At 71.5% G+C, this 23,734-nt stretch carries 16 protein-coding genes; 4 read left to right on the top strand and 12 right to left on the bottom strand.

Going from position 1 to position 23,734, the window contains the following annotated elements; genetic code table 11:
• Positions 1-1,542, top strand: coding sequence for an aldehyde dehydrogenase family protein (locus SK571_RS19790; RefSeq protein ID WP_319985562.1), 1,542 nt, complete (start codon positions 1-3; stop codon positions 1,540-1,542).
• Positions 1,539-2,525 carry an acyl-CoA dehydrogenase family protein gene (locus SK571_RS19795; protein WP_319985563.1) on the top strand — a complete coding sequence of 329 codons (987 nt, stop codon included), beginning with the start codon at positions 1,539-1,541 and terminating at the stop codon, positions 2,523-2,525. The genes SK571_RS19790 and SK571_RS19795 overlap by 4 nt, the downstream gene beginning before the upstream one ends.
• Here SK571_RS19795 and SK571_RS19800 read toward each other — a convergent pair.
• The 9 genes from SK571_RS19800 to SK571_RS19840 all read right to left on the bottom strand — a co-directional run bounded on the left by SK571_RS19800 (position 2,511) and on the right by SK571_RS19840 (position 16,751).
• Positions 2,511-4,010, bottom strand: a complete 1,500-nt coding sequence (locus SK571_RS19800) for a thiopeptide-type bacteriocin biosynthesis protein (RefSeq protein ID WP_319985564.1) — start codon at positions 4,008-4,010, stop codon at positions 2,511-2,513. The two genes, SK571_RS19795 and SK571_RS19800, sit on opposite strands and share 15 nt — an antisense overlap.
• A gap of 18 nt (positions 4,011-4,028) precedes the next feature.
• Complete coding sequence (locus tag SK571_RS19805) at positions 4,029-5,543, bottom strand: YcaO-like family protein (RefSeq protein WP_319985565.1); 1,515 nt, start codon at positions 5,541-5,543, stop codon at positions 4,029-4,031.
• The gene (locus SK571_RS19810; protein ID WP_319985566.1) at positions 5,540-7,024 is read right to left on the bottom strand and encodes a hypothetical protein; all 1,485 of its coding nucleotides are present in this window, start codon (positions 7,022-7,024) and stop codon (positions 5,540-5,542) included. The genes SK571_RS19805 and SK571_RS19810 overlap by 4 nt, the downstream gene beginning before the upstream one ends.
• Before the next feature lie 5 nt (positions 7,025-7,029).
• Complete coding sequence (locus SK571_RS19815) at positions 7,030-8,109, bottom strand: lantibiotic dehydratase C-terminal domain-containing protein (RefSeq protein WP_319985567.1); 1,080 nt, start codon at positions 8,107-8,109, stop codon at positions 7,030-7,032.
• Positions 8,106-10,481 carry a lantibiotic dehydratase gene (locus SK571_RS19820; protein WP_319985568.1) on the bottom strand — a complete coding sequence of 792 codons (2,376 nt, stop codon included), beginning with the start codon at positions 10,479-10,481 and terminating at the stop codon, positions 8,106-8,108. The genes SK571_RS19815 and SK571_RS19820 overlap by 4 nt, the downstream gene beginning before the upstream one ends.
• 38 nt (positions 10,482-10,519) lie before the next feature.
• Positions 10,520-10,693 carry a thiazolylpeptide-type bacteriocin gene (locus tag SK571_RS19825; protein ID WP_094030699.1) on the bottom strand — a complete coding sequence of 58 codons (174 nt, stop codon included), beginning with the start codon at positions 10,691-10,693 and terminating at the stop codon, positions 10,520-10,522.
• 105 nt (positions 10,694-10,798) lie between these two features.
• Positions 10,799-13,483 (bottom strand): AfsR/SARP family transcriptional regulator, encoded by a 2,685-nt coding sequence (locus SK571_RS19830; protein ID WP_319985569.1) that lies wholly within the window; start codon positions 13,481-13,483, stop codon positions 10,799-10,801.
• Positions 13,484-13,790: 307 nt separating this feature from the next.
• Entirely contained in the window at positions 13,791-14,414 is a 624-nt protein-coding gene (locus SK571_RS19835; RefSeq protein WP_319985570.1) for a TetR/AcrR family transcriptional regulator, read from the bottom strand.
• A gap of 9 nt (positions 14,415-14,423) precedes the next feature.
• Positions 14,424-16,751, bottom strand: coding sequence for a glycoside hydrolase family 3 protein (locus tag SK571_RS19840; protein ID WP_319985571.1), 2,328 nt, complete (start codon positions 16,749-16,751; stop codon positions 14,424-14,426).
• Between the two features lie 136 nt (positions 16,752-16,887).
• Here SK571_RS19840 and SK571_RS19845 point away from each other — a divergent pair, with 136 nt between their 5' ends.
• On the top strand, positions 16,888-17,595 hold the full coding sequence (locus tag SK571_RS19845) for an AfsR/SARP family transcriptional regulator (protein ID WP_319985572.1): 708 nt from the start codon (positions 16,888-16,890) through the stop codon (positions 17,593-17,595).
• Between the two features lie 204 nt (positions 17,596-17,799).
• Here SK571_RS19845 and SK571_RS19850 read toward each other — a convergent pair whose 3' ends face one another.
• Positions 17,800-20,007 carry a hypothetical protein gene (locus SK571_RS19850; RefSeq protein ID WP_319985573.1) on the bottom strand — a complete coding sequence of 736 codons (2,208 nt, stop codon included), beginning with the start codon at positions 20,005-20,007 and terminating at the stop codon, positions 17,800-17,802.
• A 271-nt stretch (positions 20,008-20,278) separates the two neighbouring features.
• Here SK571_RS19850 and SK571_RS19855 point away from each other — a divergent pair, with 271 nt between their 5' ends.
• Entirely contained in the window at positions 20,279-21,508 is a 1,230-nt protein-coding gene (locus tag SK571_RS19855; RefSeq protein ID WP_319985574.1) for an MFS transporter, read from the top strand.
• A gap of 48 nt (positions 21,509-21,556) precedes the next feature.
• On the opposite strand, the gene SK571_RS19860 is transcribed toward SK571_RS19855, so the two are convergent.
• Together SK571_RS19860 and SK571_RS19865 are read right to left on the bottom strand one after the other, a co-directional pair.
• A complete protein-coding gene (locus SK571_RS19860) occupies positions 21,557-22,123 on the bottom strand; it encodes a hypothetical protein (RefSeq protein WP_319985575.1) in 567 nt (188 codons plus the stop codon).
• A complete protein-coding gene (locus tag SK571_RS19865) occupies positions 22,110-23,711 on the bottom strand; it encodes a VWA domain-containing protein (RefSeq protein WP_319985576.1) in 1,602 nt (533 codons plus the stop codon). Before SK571_RS19865 ends, SK571_RS19860 begins: the two co-directional genes overlap by 14 nt.
• Positions 23,712-23,734 lie beyond the last annotated feature (23 nt).

The following is a 23,734-nucleotide window of genomic DNA, read 5'->3' on the forward strand; positions in this document are numbered from 1 at the left end:
ATGTCGTTGATCCTCAAGCCAGGAACCTCGTGGAACGACGTGTACTCACGGTGCGTTTCCGTCGCACCAGAGGCGTTCCACGACGATCGGCTGCTCAACCACTTCGGCGGCGAGTGGAGTCGTTCCGGCGAACCCATGCCCGCCACCAGTCCGGTCGACGGTTCCACCACCGCGGGCCCGCCGTTCCTCGACTTCGACGTCGCGGGCCGGACGGTCGTCGCGGCCGTCGACCAGCACATCGAGTGGCGCACCGTGCCGCTCGCGGAACGCAAAGCGCGTGTCTCGGAGGCCTTGGACGCACTCACCGAGCACCGCGACCTGCTGTCGTTGCTGCTGGTGTGGGAGATCGGCAAGCCGTGGCGGCTCGCCACGGCCGACGTCGACCGCTGCATCGAGGGCGTGCGCTGGTACGTCGACGAGATCGACTCGATGCTGGCCGGCCGTTCCCCGCTGCACGGCCCGGTCAGCAACATCGCCTCGTGGAACTACCCGATGAGCGTGCTGATGCACGCGATGCTGGTGCAGGCGCTGGCGGGCAACGCCGTCATCGCCAAGGCGCCGACGGACGGCGGCGTCAGCTGCCTGACGCTCGCGACCGCGCTGGTCGTCCGGTCGGGGTTGCCGTTGACGCTCGTGTCCGGAAGCGGGAGCGAGCTCGCACCGGTCTTGGTGGGGTCGTCGTTCCTCGGCTGCGTGTCCTTCGTGGGCGGCCGTGATGTCGGCAGCGCCATCGCGACGCGCCTGGTCGACTCGAACCGGCGGCACGTCCTGGAGCAGGAGGGCCTGAACTGCTGGGGCATCTGGGAGACCGACTCCTGGGACATGCTCGGCACGCAGATCCGCAAGGCCTTCGACTACGGCAAGCAGCGCTGCACCGCCTACCCGCGGTATGTCGTGCAGCGGTCGCTGTTCGACGAGTTCCTCAGCGTCTACCTGCCCGCGGTGCGGGACGTGAAGTTCGGGCACCCGCTGGCCGTCGCGACACCGGGCGACGAGCTGCCGGAGCTGGACTTCGGACCGTTGATCAACGACGCGAAGGCCAAGGAGCTCGGCGACGTCGTGGACGAGGCGATCCGGGCCGGTGGCGTGCCGCTGTACCGGGGATCGGTGGACTCCGGCCGGTTCCTGCCGGGCCAGCAGACCGCCGCGTACCTCGCGCCGGTCGCGATCCTCGACCCGCCGCGCTCGTCGGTGCTGCACCACGCCGAGCCGTTCGGGCCGGTCGACACGATCGTCCTGGTCGACACCGAGGCCGAGCTGCTGGCCGCGATGAACGCCTCGAACGGTGCCCTGGTCGCGTCGCTGGCCTGCGACGACGAGGCGACCGCGCGACGGCTGAGCGCAGACCTGCAGGCGTTCAAGGTCGGCATCAACAAGCCCCGGTCGAGGGGTGACCGGGACGAGGTGTTCGGCGGCCGCGGCGCCTCCTGGCGGGGCGCGTTCGTCGGCGGCGCGTTGCTGGTCCACGCCGTCACCGAGGGCCCGCCCGACGAACGGCCGTACGGCAACTTCCCCTCCTACTCGCTCTACCCGCCCACGTGACGTACCGGGCGGACCTGCTCCGCGTCGTGCAGACCGTGGTGGCGCCGAACGCCGCGGACGTCGACCAGCACTCCAGGTTCCCGCGCGCCGCCGTGAACGCCCTGGGCGCCCGCGGCCTGCTCGGGATGACGATCTCCCGCACGGTCGGCGGGGGAGGCCAGGACGTCCGGTCGGCCGGCAGGGTGGTCGAGGAGGTCGCAAGGGTCTGCGGCGCAACGGCTTCCGTGCTGCGCTCGCACTACTCCGCGGCCGCCGTGCTCGACCGGTCGGGCCCGCACTGGTTGAGGGCCGAGATCGCGGCGGGCCGGCACCTGTCGACGCTGGCCGCTTTCGGTTCGCCGGGCGAGATGTCGACGCACGGCGAGGTCGTGCAGGTGCGAGCGCGCAAGAGCTGGGTGATCGCGGCCGGCGAGGCGGACAGCTACGTCTGGTCGTGCGGCCCGGCGTTGTGGCTCGTCCCCGCCGAGGCGCCGGGGCTGCTGGTCCCGGCCGACCACGCCGGGATGGGACTGCGGGGGACGGTCGCCACCTGCGTGGAGGCCGATCCCGTGCGAGTGCCCGCGTCCAACCGGCTGTGGTCCGAGGAACTCGCGTTCCCGTGGTTCGTGGTGCTCGGGGCCGCGGTGTCGCTGGGACTGATGGAGGGTGCGCTTGCCGCGGCCATCGGGCACCTCGGTGGCGGTGATCCGCGCACCCGGTCCGATCTGGCCCGGATGCGGCTGCGCACCGACGCGGTCAGGGTGCTGTACAACGACACCCTGTCCGCGGTGACGTGGCATCCGGAACGGTCGGCCGACCGCGTCCGGCTGCTGGCGGTCACCGCGACCGAGGCCGCGGTGGCGGTGACGGACCTGGCGATGAAGGTGTGCGGGGACGCGGCCTTCCGCCGTGATCTCGGCATCGAGCGCCGGTTCCGCGACGCGCGGGCGGCGGCCGCGATCGAGCCGACGGTGGAGAAGTTGCTGGACTCAGTCGAGATTTGAGGCCAGCGGCAGGAAGTAGACGAGAGCGTCGTTCACGCCGTCGAGCCCGATGACGTCGTGGGCGATGTCGTCGTAGAACCCGCCGACCAGTCCCGTGCGGATGCCCAGGTTCGCCGCCGTGACGGTGAGGTTCTGGGCGAGGTGCCCGGCCTCGGTGAACGCGAACCTGAGCGCTCGCAGGCCGTACGTCTGCCGCAGTGCGCCGAGCCTGATGTAAAGGGCCAGAACGGCCGGGGTTCCAGCCAGTTCGGTGGTGCCGGGTCCGAACCACATCGAGGTCGCTTCCAGGTCGTCGATCGACGGCGCCTCGCCGAACCAGGTGAGGGCGCGCTCGACCTCGTTGACCTCGTAGCGACCTCGGGCCAGGCCGTCGACGTTCAGCGCGATGAGCCTGATCCTGGCGCAGTACTGGGCTCCGGCGCTCGGGTACGGCCACCTGCCGTCCTCGGGGGACATGGCGTTCCACAGCAGGGTGCCGAGCTGTTCGGCGTTCAGGTCACCGGTGAGGTCGCGGCTGGTCCTGCGCGCCCTGAGCGTGTCGGTGTCCACTGTGGAGGGCAGTGAGGTGGTGGACGGCCACGACTGGCGGGGAGCCGCGGTCTTGCGGGGGAGCTGGTCGGTGAAGCCGGGCAGGAACTTGCTCGCCTCCAGGTAACGGCGGTCCGGCGCGGTCTCGCCGTCGTCGTGGAAGTCCGTCAGGCCGTTGGGGGACATGGCGGCGGCCGCGGTGGTCCAGCAGATCATGCGTTCTTCGTTGGGGGTGATGCCCAGGCGGTTGAGCAGCATGTGCAGCTGTGAAGCCCAGACGTAGGGCAGCCAGACGTCGAGGCGCTGCTTGGCCTCGTTGATCGTGCTGCGCCAGTGGGCGACGGCGCCTCGTGGCTCGCGGTGCCAGCGTGCGGCCAGGTCGCGGCCGCGCTTGGCCATGAGCTGGTTGGCGGCGTGCTGGGAGCCGATGGTCGGCACGGGTGCCCGCTCCTGGACGTTGCGCCAGCCGGAACCCAGGCTGCGCAACCAGCTCGCGGCCTGCGGCAGGTTCAGGTCGAGCGCCTTCGCCGTGGCGATCGTGAGGTCGATGGCGGCGGTGAGGCGGGCGCTGTCCGTGTGGGTCGCCTTGAGCACGGCGACCGCCACCTCCGTGCTGTGGCAGAAGACTTCCTCGGCGATCGGCAGTGCCTGGGGGCCGCCGTACCGCTCGGTCTCCGGGACGTACTCGACCTCGCGGATGTCGCCGTGCGGGAGCCAGTCCGGTTCTCCCTGCTCCTGCGCGAAGTCCTGGGCCGCGATGAGCTCCCGCAGACGCACTTCGAGTTTGTCCACGTTCTGCGCGTTCCTGATCCTCACCCGGAGGTGCGGGCCGGTCTCCCAGTAGCGCAGGAAGTACCACTCCTGGCCGGCCATCGCGGGCGCCAGCGCGTCGGCGACGAACGCGTCGAGGTCCGCTCGGTTCCAGTTCACCCTGCAGTGCAGGCCGGTCCAGGTCACAGCTGCTCCAACGGTGGTTCAGGGGAACGGGTGGGGATGGCCGGCGGTCTTGCAGAGGCGGGACAGGCCTGTCGTCCGGCGGTGCAGGTGGCCGAACGTCATGGGCAGCGCGCCCGGCACGACGACCTTGGCGCAGTGCAGCCCGAGGGTGTTCGTGGTGTGCGGGTCGGACTGGTCGACCGCGATCAGCTCCAGGCCTTGACCGCGAAGGTCTTCCGCGTACCGGTCGAGCAGATCGCGCAGGTCGGTGTGGTCGCGCCGGTCGGGGAGGACCTGGGGTGGCTCGTCGCTGACCAGGTTCGCGTACCGCTCCCTCGCCTCCGGCAGGGTGTTGACGGCGACGTGGTCGTCCATGCTCCGGACCTGCGCCGGGTCGTGGAGGAGGCTCAACAGGCGTTCTCTGCGGTAGTTCCCGGGGTTCGCCCTGGCGCGGTCGGCGAACGCCTCGACGTCCACGGCCACCTCGACGGCGGCCGACCGCAGGGCCTTCGCGGGGTCCGGGCTGGCACCGGCGGCGAAGAACGCCTGGGGCAGGCCGGCTCTGGTGGTCCTGGCGAGGGTCAGCACGGCCGGGATGCCCAGGTCGTTGGTGGCGTTGAGGAACAGCAGCTCGTAGCCGAGCTCTTCGAGCCGGTCGGCGAGGTGGTGCAGCAGCGGGTCGGGTGGGAGCTTGATCCTGGTCAGCGGCGTCTCGGCGTACCAGGCCATCAGGAACGCGTCGCGTTCGGCCACCTCGAACAGGCCGTGCAGCACCGCCTCGGTCAGGCTGTTGCCGAGCCCGCAGCCGTTGGACGTCTCGTGGACGAACCGTTGCTCTGCCGGTGTGTGCGCCGCCCAGTACGCGACCTGCTCCGGTATGAGGATCGGCCTTTGGTGCGTGTACGACCAGCCTTCGGCCCAGCGCATCCTCAGGTCCGGGTGGTAGGCGTTGCCGAAGTCGTTGAGGCCCAGGCGTTGCGGGTCGAGTGCCCGGGACGGTCCCAGTTCGGCGAACGAGACCTCCCTCGGGTCCGGGTGGCGCGGACGCATGCCGTTGCGGCGTTCGATCGCTTCGAAGACGGCAATGCGTTCAGCTTCTTCGAACGACGTGGTGCGCCCGTAGCCGGCTGTGTGGGAGTCGAGCTCGGCGGTGACCGTGGCGAGCGGCAGGTCTCCCGTGCGGAACAGCGCGGTGACCGGTCCGTGCCGGAAGTCGACCACGGCGTCCTTCACCCCGGTGCTCCTGTCCGGGGTGCGGAGTTCGCCGTTGGGGGTCTTGGTCTCCTCGTTGGGCGCGGGCGTCGGAGAGCAGCAGTTGCCGGGCGTGATGCGGTGGGTGGACACCAGTCCCAGGTCGGTGCGGATCGCGATCACGGTGTCGTGTTCCTGGTTTTCGAGTGCGGCCACCAGGGGCAGGAACGCCGGTGCGGTCAGACCTCTCAGCTGCACGTCGCGGGGTGCCCTGGCCGTAGCGAGCCGTGCGGTCTCCGCGCAGCCGACGCAGACGCCCGTGGTCGGGCCGATGAGGGTGAGGCCGCCGTCCACACGGGTCATCGGTACGCCTTGAGGCCGGCGGCGCGGAGTTCCGGGTCGAGTTGGAGCGGCCGGATCCTGACGCCGGGCAGCATCGCGATCGCTTGCTGGAGTCGTTCTTCGCGGTCCCTCACGTCGGCGGGCCAGTGCCATTGCCGGGTGACCCAGCCGGGGTGGTCGGCGGGCTTGAGCGGAGCGGCGCCGTTGAGGTGCGCGGTGCCGGCGCGGCCCGCCTGGGCGTACCCGGTGGCGGCGAGGGCGGCGAAGGCCACCGCGTCCGCGGCCGTCGCCTCGACCGCCCACGCGAGGACGCGCTGCCCGTTGCTGATCTCCGCCTTGTGGACGCCCGGTGCGAGGCGCTCGGCCCTGACCACCGCGGGGACACCGAACCTCGCGGTCAGCGCCTTCCACCACCGGTGCGCGGTCGGATCGCTGGTCCACTCGTGGGCGTCGGCCGGCTCGCCCCGGTGGTGGCGTGCGGCCAGGCGGAGGGCGGCGCCTCGGGCATGGGTCTCGTCGATGCCGATCACGCCGTCGGTCTTGAGGGCGTTGAGAGCGGCGTCGAGGCGGGCGCTGTCGGCCGTGGTGCCGATGCCCAGGGCGTCCCCCGAGGTGGCGAGGTTGGCCGGGACCTGGGGGAGGGAGCCGAACACCGGGGTGTCGACCGGGCCGAGTTCGTGGTCGGTGAGGGCTTCGAGGGCTCGCCACGGATCTGGCGGGGGTGGGCCCTGCAGGAGTGGGTGGTAGGTGGCCGTGAGCGGGTCGGCGTGGGCGACCAGGACCATCGGACAGGTGCCCGTGGCGAGTTCGGCGGCCGGATCCGGCAGACCGGCGAGGGCGCAGACGAGGCGGTGCACGGCGGCGGATCCGATGAGGGTGGAGAGGATCTCGGCAGGTTCGCCGGTGACACCAAGGCGCGCCGCGATACGCATAGTGGCTTCAGTGTTGACCGAAGCCAAGCCTCCGGTTGTTGGCACGAGCACATAGCCGACATCGGTTCCGCAACCCGCCAGGACGACGAGATCTCCCGCTGCCACCACGAGTTCGCGGTTGCCGGCCGCATCCGACCGCTGCACCGCCAGTCCTACCGCCTCGGCCGCCCGGACAGCCGCGTCCTGCAGCATCCCTTGCCCCGCCACGACCACCGTGGCCGCGTGAAGCCGCCGCCAGGCCTCCACCGGTTCCGCGGCCGCCGACTCCAGCCAGGCCGCCACCTCCGGAGCAGGTGCGTCGGCACCCCACGACGGCATCTCGACCAGCATGTCGTGCTCCCACAACTGTTCCAGGATCAGCGAGACCGCGGCCCGCACGGCCGGGGCGGTGCCTTCGGGTACCTCCAGGGAGGCTCGCGGGATCCCCGACTCCAGTTGCGGGGCCAGGCGTTGCCACACCTTCCACAGGCCGGAGCCGCCGGAGAGCGTGCAACTCGATGCCCAGCCGCGCAGGTGCAGGCCGTCGGCGGTCCGGGTGGCCTGCACGATCGGGCGCAGCCGTACGAGCATGTGCGTCACCCGACCTTCGGCAGTGCCGCGAACTGTTCGGCCCACGTGGTGCCCAGGACCTGCTGTGCCGCGTTGGCGAGGAGGTGGGCCGCGGCGTAGCGCTCCATCGGCGTGACGTCGCAGATCGCCAGCAGCTGGTAGAGGACGTTCGTGCCGATGCGGTAGACGGCCATCGAGCGCGCGATCGCCGGGTCGGAGAGGTCCACGGTCCACATCGCGGTGTGGTAGTCGCTGAACTTCGTCCGCTCGCCGTAGTTGTAGCGGCGGATCGCGTCCTCGTCGCCGATCTCGTAGGCGCGTTCGCCGTGGCGGGGGTTGGGTTCCGCGGTGAGCAGGCCCGCGTCGTAGCGTTCCTGCGTGGTCAGGCGCAGCGCGATGGTCCAGGTCTGCCAGGCCGCTTCCAGGTGGGTGGTGGGGTGGCCCAGCGCCACCTGCTCGACCAGGGCGCAGGCGGCGGAGGCGTTCGCGGTCCAGATCGAGTCCAGTTTGGACCGGATGGTGCCGTCGGCGTCGTTGGCCAGCAGGAAGTCTTCCACGTGCGAGACGAACGAGTGGTAGCCGTACCGCAGGCCGGCCGGGTAACGGCTGGCGTGGACGGCCATCGCGGTCAGCGCGAGGGTTGCGCGAGGCACGGAGAAGGAGTGTCGCAAGGCCGGAACGCCCAACCGCAGGCCTTCGGCGCGCACGGCGATGTGTGCCTCTGACAGGAGCGAGCGCAGTCGCGTGTCGTCGGTCGGCTCGATGCGCACGGAGTTGTTGGGGTGGAGCGGGGTGAACGGCGGCAGGAGCAGTTCGGCGACGGACGCGGACTCGGCGTGGGCGAGCAGAGAGGCCTCGCTCAGTTCCACAGTGGACGGATGTGCGGCCAGGTAGGAGCGCAGCAGGGTGGCCAGCAGCAACGCCGCCGTGGGCGAGGACGGGCCGGACAGCACGACCCGCACGTGCGGGCCGTGCAGCCAGTGGCGTTCCACGTGGCCCGTGACGTCGGAGAAGGCGGCTTCGGTGGCGGCGAGAGCGGGCAGGACGCCGTCGCGCAGCAGCGGTGCCTTGATCGGGTCGTGGTAGTAGCAGACGACGTCGGTCATCCGGCCCTCCGGTAGGTCTCCGCGACGACCTCCAGCACCTGTCCGGACGGCACCGGAAGTGCTTCGGTCAGCCGGACGTGGTCGCCATAGCGGGGCGTCAGGCGAGGCAGGCAGCGCAGGTGCAGCGCGTTGGTGAGGTCGGCGTACTGCGGTTTCGGGCCGTTCACGCGCGCCTCGAAGTCCTCGCGGGAGGTGATGACGCCGCCCATGCCCGCGAACAGCTGCGCGGGCATCCCGTACCGGGCACGCAGCGCGGTAGCACCGGCCACGGACGAGAACGCCTCTTGCAGTGCAGCGGAAGGGAAGTCCCAGTAACGCCGGCCGAGCACGACGTCGCGGTAGCGCAGGCGATCGGCGACGCGCACGTCACCGCGAACCTCGACGGGCTGCAACGGCGAGAGGTCGGCCGCGCCGCACGAGAGGTCGGCGTGCAGGGCGGCGACGCGGTCGGGCAGCGAGATCGGCATGAGGTACCCGAGGTACAGCACGTCCAGCACGGCACCGCTGTCCCGGCGCCGCAGTCGCAGTTCGTCGGTCTCCTGGTCGTGGAAGATCTCCAGTGCGTCCGGCGTGTGGTCGGCCCAGTGCGGGTCCTCGCCGATCTCGGCGCGCCCGAGCAGCGGGTGCAGGTTCGGGTTGAAGCCCTGCACCGGCCGGTACTCCGCGAACCCGCGGGGGAACACGCCGTCCAGCGTGGCCCGGACTGTCGCGTAGGCCTCGGGCGGCAGCAGGTCGAGGAACCGGCCGGGGAAGCGGCCGAACCCGTCGTAGACGTGGTTGACCACCAGGCCGTCCGGCGAGGGCTGGGCGAAGAACGAGTACGAGACCGGCCTGGTCTTCATCCACGAGGGCAGCAGGTCCGCGGCGGCGGTGACGACCTCGTCGGTGATCACGCCGTCCCGCACCAGATCGGCGACCTGGGCGCGGCTCGCCCCGAGACCACCGGTCGGCGCACCGGACATGGCCTCGTGCATCAGCGGCGCGCACTCGGCGAGGCGAGCGGATCGGCCGTGACCGAACTTCGCGACGAACAGGTCGCGCGAGTGCCGCCGGATCGCGAGGTGCCGGTCGAACAGCATCAGCAACGGGGTGAGGCCGGCCAGCGACCGCACGCCGTCGTAGCCGTGTGCACGGCCGAGCCGGAACGACTGGGGCAGCACGACGTCCTCGCTCAACGGCGTCACGCCGCCCAGGTCCGCCCCGGCGACCGAGCCCAGTTCCTCCCATGCCGCGAAGAGGGCGGCGAGCGCGGCAGGCCGCTGTGCGGCGTCGGCGTCGGCGAACGCCAGGGTGTCGCGGTAGATCGAGATGACCCGGTCGGCGAGTTCCGGACGTCCGGTGTCGCGCAGCCACGAGGCCAGCGCGGGGCAGGCGGCGGGATCCTGCGGGTCCGTCGGCAGCACCGGCACGAGCAGCTTGATGTCGAGCAGCAACGCGACGTAGTGCTGCGCGCGGTCGGACTCGCCGTCGGGCAGCCGGGTCGCGAGCGCGCTGGCGAGCTCGGCGGGGCTGATGCCCTTGGGGTTCGCGCCGGTGAGGCCGACGAGGAACTGCAGCGGCGCGCTCGACGCCAGTTCCACGTCCTCCTGGATGCCGACGTACGCGCGCAACGGCCCTCGCGCGGGAACGTCGCGGCGGAACTTCATCCGGCCGCCGTCGAGGTGCACGTCGGGGGCGAGGCGGTGCGGGTGGTCGAAGAGGTGCGCGCGGTCGGAGAGCAGGGCGGCGATCAACCGCGACAGCAGCACCTGGTTGACCCGCGTGACGGCGACCGGAGTGCCCCAGTCGGGCGTGGGCGCGTCGGGGGACCAGGTGGCCCAGCCGACCGCCGCGTACCAGGACAGGGGACTGGTCTTCGACGTCGCACGCAGGGCGTAGCGCAGCACGGCCGGTTCGGCCTTGCGGGAGCGCTTGTCACCGGTGCCGGCCCGCGCGAGTCCCTGCCACAGGTCGCGGCCGCTGAAGACGGCCGCCTTCCGCAGGGATTCGGTGCCGCACAACGACGCGAGCACCTCGCGTTCGGCGGCGAGCGCGTCCGGCAGGAGCCGCTCGACCTCCTCGGTCAGAGCGGCCCGCTGGTCCATTGCGGCCAGCCACTCGCCGAGCTGCGGAAAGCGCGACACCAGCGCGTCGGCCTCACCGCGAAGAGAGGGCCGAGGCGACCGTCCGTTGTGGACGTCGCGGCGCAACGGCAGCACGACCGAGCGGTGGTAGGAGTCGGAGTGCGTGCCGGCGCTGTCGTGCAACAGGTCCGAGACCGGGCCGGCCAGCGACACCAGCGAGGCCTCCACCGCCGCCAGCGCCTCCACCGCCCGCCGGAACGGCGCTGCCGCCGCAGCGCCGTCCGGGTGCGGCAGGGCCGCCAGGCGCACGAGTGCGTATGGCGCTGTTTCTCCCTGCGCGCGATCGCTCATGCGTTCTGGACGGGAGGCTGGGTGCAGCTGCTGCACGACGAGCTGCCGCACGAGCACGACGACGCGCCACCGGACGCGCCGGACTCCGGCAACGCGACCGAGTCGCGCAGGGAGGTGACCGCGAGGTCGCCGAGCTCCAGGTCGTCAGGGTCGAACGAGAGATCCTTCATGCCGTGTCCTCACGTCTTCAGTTGTGGCGAACTCGCCCGCGGGCTGTTCGGACCAGGCTGAAGAAACGCGATACGGCACCGATCGCACTTTACTTGATCGGCCGCTCACAGACGTGAGCGGACCTCGTCGGCCCTGGGCTCGCCGAGCTCCTCGAACAACGTCACCGACTCCAGCCAGCACTTCTCCGCGCCACGGCGATCACCGAGCCCGTCCAGCGCCAGCCCCAGGTTGTCCAGCGACTCGGCCTGCCCGTAGAGGTCGCCGATCGCCCGGAACGTCTCCAGCGCCCGCTCGACGTACGACACGGCCTCGGGGAAGTCGAGCAGCCCCCGGTACACCTCGCCGATGTTGTTGAGCAGGATGGCCTCGCTGTACGGGTCCTTGATGTCCTTGCGGATCTCCAGCGCCCGCAGGTACCGCGACAACGCGACGTCGAACCGGCCCGCGTCGGCGTGCAGCAGTGCGATGTTGTTCAGCGTCACCGCTTCCGTGTGCAGGTCGCCCAGCTCACGGGCGATCTCGGCGCACTGCTCGTAGCACGCCAGCGCGTCCTCGGGCCGGCCCTGCACCATGTGGACGATGCCGAGGTTGTTGAGCGTCGGCACCTGGCGCGACTTGTCCCCGGTCGCGCGGAAGATCGCGAGCGCCTGCTGGTTGCACTCGATGGACTCGTCGTGCCGCCGGACCTCGCGCAGCGCGATGCCCAGCGTGATCAGCATCCGGCCCTCGGCGCTGCGGTCGCCGACCGACCGGGCGGCGGCCAGCGCGACACCGTGCGTGTCGATCCAGTCCGCCCAGTGCTTGCGCAGGTTGAAGAAGTCCCACAGGCATTGAGCGAGACTCCAGGACTGCTCGGGCAACTCGTGCTGGGCGGCGTCGCGGATCGCGGCGACGAGGTTCGCGCGTTCGGTGTCGCACCACAGCAGGGCCGCATCGCGGTCCGCGAACGTGCGCGGGTGCACGGCCGGATCAGCGGGAGCGATCTCCAGTCGGCGCTGCGGGTTGAGCTGCTGCGCGCTGTGCCAGGACGTGTGCACGTACCAGTCGAGCACCCGGCGCCGCGCCAGCGCACGGGCGGGTGGCGGTTCGGCGGCCATGACCTGTTCGACGGCGTACGTGCGCAACAGGTCGTGCAGGCTGTAGCGGCCGGGAGTGTGCTGCTGCAGCAGGTGTTCGTCGAGCAACGTCTCCAGCAGGTCGCTCGCCTCGTACGCGGTCAGCCCGGCGAGTGCGGCGGCCGAGTCGGCGGTGAGGTCTTCCCCCGGGTGGAGTCCGAGGAGCCGAAACAGGCGCCTCTGGTTCTCCGGCAACGCCTGGTACGAGAGGTCGAACACGCCCCGGGTACCGAGGCCTCCTCCCCGTTCGAGCCGGTCCACCAGGTCCCGCAGCGTCCACTGTGGACGGCGGGCCAGGCGTTTCGCGGCGAGCGCGACGGCGATCGGCAGGTGCCCGCACAGTTCCGCGATCCGTTCCGCGGCCGCGTGATCGGCCCGGACCCGGTCCTCACCGGCGATCCGGGAGAGCAGTGCGAGCGCCTCGCCGGGCGTGAAGACGTCGAGGAATACCGACTTCGCGCCGTCCAGCCGCAGCAGCGTGCGGCGGCTGGTGATCAGCACCATGCAGGTGGAACCGCCGGGCAGCAACGGCCGCACCTGGTCCTCGCCCGCGGCGTTGTCGAGCAGCACCAGCGCGCGCTTGTCCGTCAGCCGGTCTCGGTAGAGCGCCGCCCGTTCCTCCAGCGACTCCGGGATCTGCCCGCCGGGCACGCCCAGCAGCCGCAGGAAGCTCTCCAGCACGGCTGACGGGTCGGCGGGCAGCTCGTCGGCGTCGAAGCCGTGCAGGTCGGCCCACAGTTGCACGTCCGGGTAACGCTGAACGAGCCGGTGGGCCGCGCGCACGGCCAGTTTCGTCTTGCCGACACCGGCCATGCCCTCGATCGCGGAGATCACGACGGTGGTCTGCGGCCCCGGCTCGCACAGCCGCCGCAGCTCGGACTCGCGCCCGGTGAACTCCGCGATGTCCATCGGCAGCTGCCGGTGCGCGTTCAAAGCCGCGGGCGAGGGCACCCGGCTTTCGAGGACCACCTGCTGCAACCGGCGCAACCGCGAGCCGGGTTCGACGCCGACCTGCTCGATCATGTGCTTGCGGGCCGTCGCGTAGGCCTCGAGCGCCTCGCTGCGACGGCCGGAGCGGTCCAGCGCGAGCATCAGCTGCGCCCAGAACTCCTCGCGCAACGGGTGCAGCGCCGTCTCGCGCCGCAACCGGTCGATCACGTCGTCGAACCGGCCGAGTTCCAGCGATGCCTTGGCGAACCGCTCGACGGCCGTGAGCCGGCGTTCCTGGATCCGGGTGAACTCCGCGCGCAGCAACGGTCCCGCGTTCAGCTCGGCGGTCGGGATGCCGTGCCACCTGGCCAGCGCCTGGCCGAACAGGTCGGCCGCGGTCTCCGTGTCACCGTCCGAGAGCGCGTTCTCGCCTTCGCGCACCAGCTGGTCGAACGAGTCGAGGTCCAGTTCGCCGGGCTCGACCACCAGCTGGTAGCCGTGGCCGGCCCGGGTCTTCAGCCGGTCACCGAGGACCTTGCGCAACCCGGCGACGTACGTGCGGAGGTTCGATTCGGGTGACACCGGCGGAGAATCCCAAACCGCCTCTGTCAGCTGTGCGACGCTGACGGCTTCGTTGGCGTGCAGCAACAGCATGGTGAGCACCGCGCGCTGCCGGGGGCCGCCCAGCTCCAGCGATGTGCCCGTCCGCCGTACCGCCAGCGAGCCGAGCAACAGGAACTCCACAGGTTGATCGCTCCTCGATGATCCAGGCGTTGGGGTGCACAGCCATACTCGCGCACTTCCTGATGGTCTGTGCACGGCCTGGGCGAAATCTGTGCACGCCCCCTGTCATCTTTGTGTCCAGATCCGGTACCTGCGCCGCCGGGCCCGAGAACTCCCGGGAGTGGGGGTCGGCGCAGTTGCCGGGTCCGGTTCCCCCAGAACCCGGCCGGCGTGTGAAAGTCACCGCGCACGTCGGCCACCTACCGCAAGACCGGTGGCCCGGACGGGTCCCCCAGACTGCACCGGGCCACCACCTTGCGGTAGACCGTCAGCCCGCCCAGCGGGCTCGCAGGGTTCGGGTGAACTCCTCGAACTCCGCCGTCATCGACACCTCGTCCGGTTGGAGCAGCCACTGCTGCTGCAACCCGTCGATCACCGCGATCGTCGTGCGCACCACCGAGCCGACCGGGGCGTCCGCCGCGATCTCCCCTCGTTCCTGACCGGTGCGCACGGCATCGGTCAGCCATCGCAGCAGTCCGCTGTAGTGCCGGCGCACCCACGCGTGCGCGGGGTGGCCGGGTTCGGTCGCCTCGGCGGCCAGCCGTACGAACAGGCCGACCAGGTGCGGCCGCGTCGCGTTGCGCGCCACCAGGGCGGCCAGCGCGTCGAACGCCGCCCAGCCCAGCGGCGGCCCCCCGCCCCCGGTGAGGAAGTCGCCGTCCTGCCGGTCGCGTTCCTCCAGCACGGCCGTCAGCAGCGCCGCCTTGCTCGGGAAGTGGTGCAGCAGGCCGGACTGCGAGAGCCCGGTCTTCGCCGCCACGGCCGCGACCGACGTCCCCTTGAAGCCTGTCAGCGCGAACAGTTCGGTCGCGACGGCCACCGCTTTGGCCCTGGACTCCTCACCGGAGACGTCGACTCGCGACCTGGTCCGATACCTGGGCGGGACCGACACCGCGTCACCTCACTCCTGATCAGCGGGCAGGGTGACGCGGACGTCGCCGAGCCCGCGGGCGATCAGCACCTCGCCGCCGGTCAGAGGGTGCCAGCCGTCCGCCCACGTCCGCTGGACCCGCGCGTCGCACGGCACCTCGACCCGCACGGTCTGCCCGGCCTCGACGTCCGCCACCGCGAATCCGACGAGACGGACCGTCTCGTCTCGTGGGCGGAGGTAGACCTGCACGACCTCGCGACCGGCCCGTTCGCCGGTGTTGGTGAGCTCCACCGAGACCGAAGCGAGCACACCGTCCGCAGTGGACGTGTGTGCGTCCCCGTACTCCCAGGTCGTGTAGCCGAGACCGTGGCCGAACCAGAACAACGGCTCGGACGCGCCCCGGTAGCCGATCGCGGTGCCTTCGGAGTACACCAGTTCGCCATCGGACGGAATCAGCGGCAAGGCGTCGGCGTCGGAGCGGGGGAACGTCGTGACCAGGCGCCCGGCCGGTTCGACGTCGCCGAGCAGGGCGGACGCCACCGCGTCACCGGCCTCCTGACCGGGCAGTCCGGCCCACAGCACCGCGTCGACCTGTGCGAGCCACGGCATGAGCACCGGCGTGGCGGCGTTCACCACGACGACGGTGTGTTTCGCGGCCGCCGCCACGGCCGCGACCAGTGCGTCCTGCTCGCCGGGCAACGCGAGCGTGGTCTTGTCGAAGCCCTCGGTCTCCTGCTCCTCGGTGAGGCCGACGACCACGACCGCCACGTCCGCCTCGCGCGCGGCCCTCACCGCGGCACCGATGGCGTCGGCGGGAGCGCGGGGCACCGGCTGGGTGATCAGGCCGACCAATGCGCTGGCCTCACGAACGCGGGCCGTGATCCGGTCACCCGGCGACAGCAGCACCTCGGCCGTCCAGTGCGGCGGCTTGAGCAGTGCCTCCTCGACGATGCCGTTCGCCCAGGCCAGCAGCGTGGCGTGCTGCCGTCCGGCGACGTCGATCGTCCAGTTGCCGAACCCGCGCACGCCGATCAGCATCTGAGCCGGCTCGTCCAGCACGACCTCACCGGACACCTCGATCGACGCGGCACCCTGCGCCCAGCCGCCGTACGCCGCGAGCTCGGCGATCTCCATCTCACGCGTCGCCAGCACTTGACCGTCCGCGTCGTACGTCGTCGCGCGGATGTCCTTCAGCACCCCGGCGGCGGGAGCGGCGTGCCGGACCCTGACCTCCACACCGTCCACAACGGACACCCGGTCGCCGAGCCGGGAGGTCAGCCCGTCCGCGATGCTGATGACGTGCGGCGGCCGCACTCCGGCGGAGCCACCGCCCTGCGCGACGGTGTCGATCGCGTGACGGCCGATCAGCGCGACGCGGGACTCCTGCAACGGCAGCACACCGGAGTTCTTCAGCACGGTCATGCCGCCCGCCGCGAACCTGCGCAGCTGTTCACGGCGCAGCGCGCTGCCGGGCGCGGGCAGGTCGCCGGGCCACGAGCGCTGCTCGCCGAACGCCCCGGTCCGCGACGCCAGCAGCAGCAACCGGCGCAGGTGGTCGTCGACGACCGACTCCGCGACCTCGCCCGCCCGCACGGCCGCGACCAGCTCGTCCTCCCACGGACCGCCCGGGCCGGGCATGACCAGGTCGAGGCCGCCGTTCGCGCTCGCCGCGGTGGACTTCGTGGCGAACCAGTCCGACATGACCAGGCCGTCGAACCCCCACTCGCCCTTCAGCACACCCTCGACGAGTTCGGTGTGCTCGGTCGCGGGGATGCCGTTGACGTTGTTGTAGGCCGCCATGACCGCCCACGGGGAGGAGTCCTCGACCACGATCTCGAACGGCAGCAGGTAGATCTCGCGCAACGTCTTCTCGTCCAGCACCATGCTCGCCGTGCGCCGCTCGGTCTCGGACTCGTTGGCCACGTAGTGCTTCGGCGTCGCCGCGATGCCCTTGTCCTGCAGGCCGCGCACGTAGGCGGCCGCGATGACGCCGGTGAGCAGCGGGTCCTCGCTGTAGGCCTCGAACAACCGGCCGCCGAGCGCCGTGCGGTGCAGGTTGATCGTCGGGCCGAGCACGACGTGGACCTGTTGTGCCGCCGCCTCGTCCGCGAGCACCTCGCCGACCTCGCGCGCCAGCGCCACGTCCCAGTGCTGGGCGAGCAACGTCGCGTTCGGCAGCACGCACGCGATCGTGCCGCCCCTGAGTTCGGCGCCGCGGACACCCGTCGGGCCGTCGGACAGCTTCAGCGACGCCAGGCCGATCTCCGGCTCCGGGTGCAGCGCGAACAGCGCGGAACCGGTGAGCAGCCGGACCTTCCGCGGCAGGTCGAGCCCGGCGATCGCCTTCTCGATGTCCATGTCTTCGAGCACACCAGAAGCACCGACCGAGTACTCGGTCGGTATGTCGTGCCGTTATCGTTCGGTTATCTCGCCGTGATGTGCCGTCGCGCGGCACACCCGTGGCACGCCTTTTCTCGTGTCCAAGGGGAGGGGAATGCAGATGAAGATCGAGGTGCGGCTCCTCGGGCCGCTGGAAGTCCGCGGGCCGAACGGACCGGTGCGCTTCACCGGGGCACGGCGGCGGGCCGTGTTCGCGTTGCTGGCGCTGAGAACGGGCCGCCTGGTGTCGAGATCCGCGCTGGTGGACGGCCTGTGGGGCGAGGACGTGCCGCCCACCGGGACCAAGACGCTGCAGGGGCACGTGGCCAAGGTCCGCCGGGCGCTCGAACTGGCCGGTGCGGACGGCGTGGTGCTGACGCGCGAACCGGGCTACCTGCTCGACGTCACGCAGGTCGTCGTCGACGTCGAGGAGTTCGACGAGCACCTGCGGTGCGGCAGGTACGCGGAGGCGCTCGCCCTGCACCGCGGTGATCCGCTGGCGGACTGCCCGGTCGAGGGCTGGGCCGGTGCGGAGATCGTGCGGCTGCGGGAGGCACTGGCGTTCGCCGAGGAGAACCACGCGGCCGCGCTGTGCCTGGACGGCCGCTACGCCGAGGCGATCGCGCAGCTCGAACGGCTCGTCGCGCTCTACCCGCTGCGGGAGTCGTTGTGGGACCTGCTGATGGAGGCCCAGCACCGGGCCGGCCGGGCCGGCGACGCGCTGCGGACCTACCGGCGCGTGCGGGCTTTGCTCGTCGAGGAGTTCGGGATGGAACCCGGCACCGCGTTGCGCCGCAGGGAGGCCGCGGTGCTGGCGGGCTGAGCCGAAGTGCCGTGGCCCGTGTCGGGGGTGCGGGCCACGGCACTTCGGTGACCGGTCAGTACTTCCCCCTCGGAGGTACTCACCGGAGGTGGGCCGTCGCTCGCCCTGGGGGGTGCGAGCGACGACCCGGTCCGAACTGGATCTCCCCTTGCGCCCATCCTGCGGGCCCGCGGTGGTGATCCGGTGGCCGTGCGGTGGTCAAGATCAGCCGGGCCGGTACGAACAGCGGTAGCCGGTGGTCACGGCCTCGCGCAGCGCGTCCGCCGTGGACTGCTCGGTCGCCGCGATAGTGTCGATGGCCCGCCGGATCGCCTTGCGCACCGCGGTTCTGGCGCGTTCGGCCGGGCCCGCGAAGTTCCTGGCGCGCCCGCCCATGCCGGTCTCGCGTTCGAGGTGGCTCAGCAACGCCTCGAGTTCGGCCTCCAGGCGCGGCGTCGGGTTGTCGTCGAGCCGGGCGCGCAGGTCCCGGACGCGCGTGAGGTAGGCGGCGCGGGCCACGGGGTCGAGCACCGGCTGGTTGCCGCTGTCCTCGCCGCCGACGAGTTCGAGCGCGGGGATCTCGGTGCCGGGATGGGCCACCAGCCGCGCGAGGTACCGCATGCCCACGAGGTCCTCGACGCGGGTTTCCCTGCCGTGGTGGCGGACGACCCACCAGCCGTTCTCCTTGCGGATCGTGATCCGGCCGGACAGCCCGTCACGGGCCTGCGCCCACATCGCGGCGCGTGCGGTCATGCCGATCGCGTTCGCGTCGTTGACGGCGATGTCGAACAACGCCCTGCCCCGCTCGCCGCCGACGGTCTGGGCGAGGGTGGCGCGGGCGTACGCGGTCATCGGCAGGTTGCCGAGCCGGATGTTGGTGGTGACAGCGCGTTCCAGGTGCTCGGTGGCGAGAGCGGGGTCGCCGAACGTCGTGGCGGCGATGCCCAGCAGCAGTTCGGCCGAGCCGAAGCAGACGATCGCGGTGGCCGGCACGACGGGCAGCGGGGCGAACGGTTCGAGCAACCGGTAGGCCTCGCGGGCGATGTCCGCCTCGCCCAGCGCCGCCGCCACGTGCACCACGCAGAACATGCACGTGATCCAGGTGCTCGACAGCGGGACCGCGGTGAGCCCGTTGATGGTCAGCCGGTGCAACGCCGACCGCGCGCGGTCCCGCTGGCCCGCCTCGAGTGCCAGCAACGCGAGCGCGGCCTCGAAGCTGAACTCCAGGTCCGGCAGCGTGGGGGAGTGCGTGACCTGCTCGGCGAGGTCGACCAGTTCGCCGCCGCGTCCCTGCAGCCACCGGATCGCGAAGAGGTGCGTGCTGTGGAACGTCTCCGCGTCCACGTCACCCGCCTCGACCCCGATCCGCAGGCAGGCCAGGGACTTCTGCTCGGCCTCGGCGAACCGGCCCGCGCGGATCGTGCGCATCACGTCCATCGCGGCGTGGAAGAAGAGCAGGGCCGGATAGCCGGACGCGCGCCGCGCCAGTTCGGCCTGCGACCGCTCCGCGTGCGGATCGCCCAGGCAGAACAGGTCCATCGTGCGGCGGCACAAACCGCTGAGCGCCAACAGGTCCAGGCCCGCAGCCGACGCCACGGAGATCAGTTCGCCGGCCAGCGCCAGCCGGAAGGCGGTGTGCTCCGGAGACCACAACGCGTGATGTGCCAACGACAACGCCTCGGCCAGGGTGAGTTGGTCACCGGTGCTCCTGGCCTGCTCCAGCGCTCGCAGCACGGACTCGGTCTCGCGCCGGTCGTAGGCCTGCTCGGCGGTGAGCCTGGTGATCAGCCTGGTGCGCAACGGTTCGGACGGCTGGGCGGCCAGCGCCTCGCGCAAACGGGCGATCGCGAGCGCGCGATCGGCCCTGCCGCGGTACTTGTTGACCCACATGCCCGGCAGGCCGAGCGCCGCCTCCGGATCACCGTCGCGCGCGGCCTGGTCGAGCAGCTCGCGGGCCTCGGTGATCCGGCCGCCGGCCAGTGCGGCGTGCGCTCGTGCGACGAGACGGACCGTCTCGTCCAGCGCGGTGGTGCCGGTGGAGGTGACGACGATGACGACGGGCAGGTGGTGCACGTTCCCGGCCACCAGCTGCGTGAGCTGGAACGCTTCCCCGCCGGCCACGTCGATGTCGTCCATCAGGATCAACGCGGGTGTGCGCTTGAGGACGTCGACGACCTTCTGCGCGCAGACCTCGGGTTCGGCGTCCAGCACCGCCGTGTCACCGCCCAGCCCGGCGAGGACCGCGTGCCACGGCCAGTACGCCGGAGCGTCGGCGCGGCAGGTCGTCCAGACGACGGCGAGACCCCGTGCCTGAGCCAGCTCCACGGCCTGGACCAGGTACCGCGTCCGTTCGGCCCCCGGCGGGCGGGTGACCGCGAAGAGCTGCCCGGACCCCAGTTCCGCCCGTTCGAACGCCGACTCCGGCACCAGCACCGCTTCACCCTCGAATGCACTTCTTCAGCCAGGACTGGGGAAACCTAGCGGAGGGCGGCGACCGGCACGTACGCGGTCGACACGCATTCAAGCGCGATGCTTGGGTTCGAGAGCACGGACACGGACCGATGCAGTCGATGGGGCAGGCATTCGGAGTCGTCTCCGCGTGCGTGCTTGCTAACGTTGCGTTCATGCTGGGGGGCACGGTTCACCGTGTGCGGGCGTTCGTATCCTCCGCACACCACCTGTTGCGACGAGCGGTGCTCGACTGATGGGGCGTCGCGCGTTCGCGTTGCTGTGGAGCGGTCAGGTGGTGTCCCTCACCGGGTCCGGTGCCGCCACCTTCGCGCTGAGCACGGCCGTGTACGCGGCGACCGGACAGGCCGCCGCGCTCGCCCTCGTGCTCGCCGCGAAGTTCGTCACGAGCATCTACCTGGCGCCGCTGGCGGGGGCGGTCGCGGACCACTTCCCGCGGCGCGGGGTGATCATCACCTGCGACGTGGCGCTCGCCTGCTGCGCACTGGTGCTCGCGGCGCTCGCCACGTCGCTCACCCCCGGCGTGATCGGTGCGATCATCGCGGTGGTGGCGCTGTCCGGCCTCGTCGACGCGGCCCTCTCGGTGAGCCTGTCCGCCTCGGTGCGGCAACTGCGCGGCGAGGCGGACCTCACCAAGGTGAACGGGATGGTGTCGTTCGTCGAGAACCTGCCGGCGTTCGCCGGTCCGGTGCTCGGCGCCGCCGTGTACAGCTTCGCGAGCCCGTCGCTCGTGTTCCTGTTCGACGCCGTGAGCTTCACGGTCGCCGCGTGCCTGGCCCTGGCGGCCCGCTGGGATTCCGCCCCGGCCGGGCCGAAACGGCCGCTGCGCCCGTTCGCCGGGGCGGCCGCGGGGGTGCGGTACGTCCTGCGCGACCGGAGGTTCCGGCGGCTGCAGCTCTCCTTCGCCTGGAACAACTTCTTCAACGGCATGGGCGCGGCCGTGCTGACGGCGTTCGTGCTCACCGCCGCGGAGAACCCGGAGTGGAACCTCGCGCTCTACACCATCGCGAGCTCCGCGGGACTCCTGCTCGGTGCGTCCGCGGTCGTCCTGCTCGCCGGTCGGGTGCCCCGGCGGTTCCTCATCGGCGGCGGGGTGCTCGTCGGTGGTCTCGTGGGCAGGGTCGCGCTGGTGGCGACCGCGCTGCCGTGGGCGTGGGCGGTGTCCGGCTGCGCGCGCAACATCGCGGTGCAGATGACCAACGCGCCGCTCACCGCGATCTGGCAGGAGCGCGTCCCGCAGGAGAGGCAGGGGACCGTGTTCGGCGCGCGGCGGTTGCTCGGTCAGGGTCCCTACCCGGTCGCCGTGCTGCTCGGCGGCCTGCTGACCGACCACCTCGTGTCCGCGGCCACGCTGCTGCTCCTGCTCGGAGTGGCCGAGATCGTCGTCGGGCTCGCGCTGCTCGCCGGCAGGGCCGTCGCCGAGCTGAGCGAGGCACCCGCCGAGACCCCGGCGCCCAGCCGGTGAGGGTGTGCAGACGTCGGCCATCCCGCCTGACGCGGGACCAGCGCGACGCTACTCGCGGTCTTCGAGGTAGCGGGTGTGGTCGGCCTGCCGTTGCGCGTCGGCCGCGTGGAACCGTTCCGCGGTCCGGACGGCGTCGGCGTGCAGCAGGTCCAGCTGCCGCACCAGTTCCGCGCCGGAACCCCGTGCGGCGGCGTACCACCACGGCAGGTTCAGGTAGGTCTGCACGGACAGCGGCAGGTCGGTGCCGACGAGCCTGGTGACGGCGTGCAGGGCGTCCGGGTCGCCGCGCAGTGCGCGGGGACGGTCCAGCATGCCGCGCAGGACCTCGGCGATCTCCGCGATCCTCGGCGCGACCTCGTCCGGCACCCGGAACGTCCGCACCCGCTCCACCAGCGCGTCCAGTTCGGACCGCAGCGCGCCCGCTTCCTCCTCCGGGTCGGTCACCAGGGTGATCCGCTCGGGTGGCGCGGCCAGAGCGCCGACGCCGTAGAGGCCGATGACGACCACGATCCAGTACGACCCGGCGAGCCCGGCGAAGTGCAGGACGAGACCGATCAGCCCGCCCGCGCAGCCGGCCAGGTTCTTCCAGGAGGCCAGGTACCTACTGATAGCCACGGATCTCCTTGAAGGCGGCCGAGAGCGAACGGCTGCGGGCGTCGAACACCTTGCCGCCGCTCATCTTCGCCACCTGCTCCATCTCGGTCGTGGCGCTCTCGCCGAACAGGACGGGGAAGATCGGGACGCCCTTGAGGTCCGGCGGCAGGCTCTGGTGGAACAGCTGGAAGTCGGTGATGCCCTCGCTGCCGGTGTTCTCGCCGTCGGTCATCAGCACGATCGACGTGAACCGGTCCGGGTCGGCGTCGATCTGCTGGCGCAGCACGTCGTACCCGCCGCGCAGGCTGCTGTAGATCGCCGTGCCGCCGGACGCTTCGAGGCCCGTGGCGGTGGTGCGGATCTGGTCGAGGACCGGGCGCGGGTCGTCCTTCGGCACCTCGTACTTCAACGCCGGCCGGGCACCGCTGCTGAACGGCAGCAACGTCACCTGCTCGCGGCCGTGGAACCGGCTGAACCTGCCGGCCAGCGACTCGTCGGCGCCGGTCAGCCCGGTGAGGGCCTGGCGCAGGCCTTCGATCCGGTCGCCCTGCATCGAGCCGGACGTGTCGAGCACGTAGAGCGTGCGGGACGGGCGGCGCAGCTGGTCGAAGTACGTGGTGATCAGACCGTCCACAGCGGACTGGCTACCGGGGAACGGGAGCTCCACGAGGTCCTTGGCGGCGAACCGGCCGTCCAGCGGAACCTGCGGCACGGCGGGCCGGCGGTGCGTGGTCTCCATGATCTTGCGCTGGACGTCGGCGCTCCTGAGGTGGTCGGAGAGTTTCCGGTGCGCCTCACGGGCTTCCGACGACGCCGACGTGAGCAGCGTGAGCGGGTAGTCGGCCGTCACCACGCCGTCGCTCGGGTACACCAGGGTCAACGGCTGTGGCATCGACAGCAGCACCGACTCGTAGTTGATCAGACCGTCCACCTCGGTGCCGGGGTCCTCACCCCTGGCGCGCCGCACGTAGGCCTCGGACAGCCAGCCGGACGAGCCCGCAGACAGCTTCTGGGCCGAGAAGAACTGCTTGAGCTGCGGCGCGACCGCGTCGATCCGTGCCGCGTCGAGCGCCGAGCCCGAACCCGACAACGCCGCCGCGACGCCGACCAGCGCGGAGAACCCGGAGTTGGAGGCGGACGGATCGGTCATGCCGTACGTGAACTTCTGCGCACCCGCGGCCTCGGCGATCTCCGCCCAGCCGACGCGCTTGCCGTCCCAGCCCAGTTCCTCCACCTTCTCGGCGGGCAGGCCGAGCACGACGGGGGACGACATCACCTTGGTCGGCGTGCCGAGCCGCTTCTGGGCCTCCGGCACGAGTTCGAGGTAGCGGTTGGAGGAGAACCAGACCGCGTCGAAGCCCTGCTCGGCCGCGCCGCTCGCGACCTTCTCGGCACCCTCGACGGTGCCGGTGAAGCTGAACTTCACGCTGACGCCGGTGGCTTGGGCGGCCTCGTCGAGGATCGGCTGGAGGTCTGCCAGTTCGCTGCCCGCGAGGACGCGCAGGGTGCCGGGGGCGGCGTCGCCGACCGGTCTGTCCGGATCGGTCGAGTCGGAACATCCCGCCAGCAGCGCCACGACGGCGACCGCGGGGACGAGGCGGCGGATCATGCTGGCTCCTGGAAGTCGCGCTG

It is taken from the genome of Lentzea kristufekii (assembly GCF_033949925.1).
In the GTDB taxonomy this organism is placed as follows: Bacteria; Actinomycetota; Actinomycetes; order Mycobacteriales; family Pseudonocardiaceae; genus Lentzea; species Lentzea kristufekii.

What these genes read in the sequence shown, in the direction of transcription:
- SK571_RS19790 (WP_319985562.1), top strand. Translation starts at nt 1, where the DNA reads ATGTCGTTGATCCTCAAGCCAGGAACCTCGTGGAACGACGTGTACTCA.
- SK571_RS19805 (WP_319985565.1), bottom strand. Translation starts at nt 5,543, where the DNA reads ATGACCCGTGTGGACGGCGGCCTCACCCTCATCGGCCCGACCACGGGC.
- SK571_RS19810 (WP_319985566.1), bottom strand. Translation starts at nt 7,024, where the DNA reads ATGCTCGTACGGCTGCGCCCGATCGTGCAGGCCACCCGGACCGCCGAC.
- SK571_RS19815 (WP_319985567.1), bottom strand. Translation starts at nt 8,109, where the DNA reads ATGACCGACGTCGTCTGCTACTACCACGACCCGATCAAGGCACCGCTG.
- SK571_RS19825 (WP_094030699.1), bottom strand. Translation starts at nt 10,693, where the DNA reads ATGAAGGATCTCTCGTTCGACCCTGACGACCTGGAGCTCGGCGACCTC.
- SK571_RS19840 (WP_319985571.1), bottom strand. Translation starts at nt 16,751, where the DNA reads ATGGACATCGAGAAGGCGATCGCCGGGCTCGACCTGCCGCGGAAGGTC.
- SK571_RS19845 (WP_319985572.1), top strand. Translation starts at nt 16,888, where the DNA reads ATGCAGATGAAGATCGAGGTGCGGCTCCTCGGGCCGCTGGAAGTCCGC.
- SK571_RS19855 (WP_319985574.1), top strand. Translation starts at nt 20,279, where the DNA reads ATGGGGCGTCGCGCGTTCGCGTTGCTGTGGAGCGGTCAGGTGGTGTCC.
- SK571_RS19865 (WP_319985576.1), bottom strand. Translation starts at nt 23,711, where the DNA reads ATGATCCGCCGCCTCGTCCCCGCGGTCGCCGTCGTGGCGCTGCTGGCG.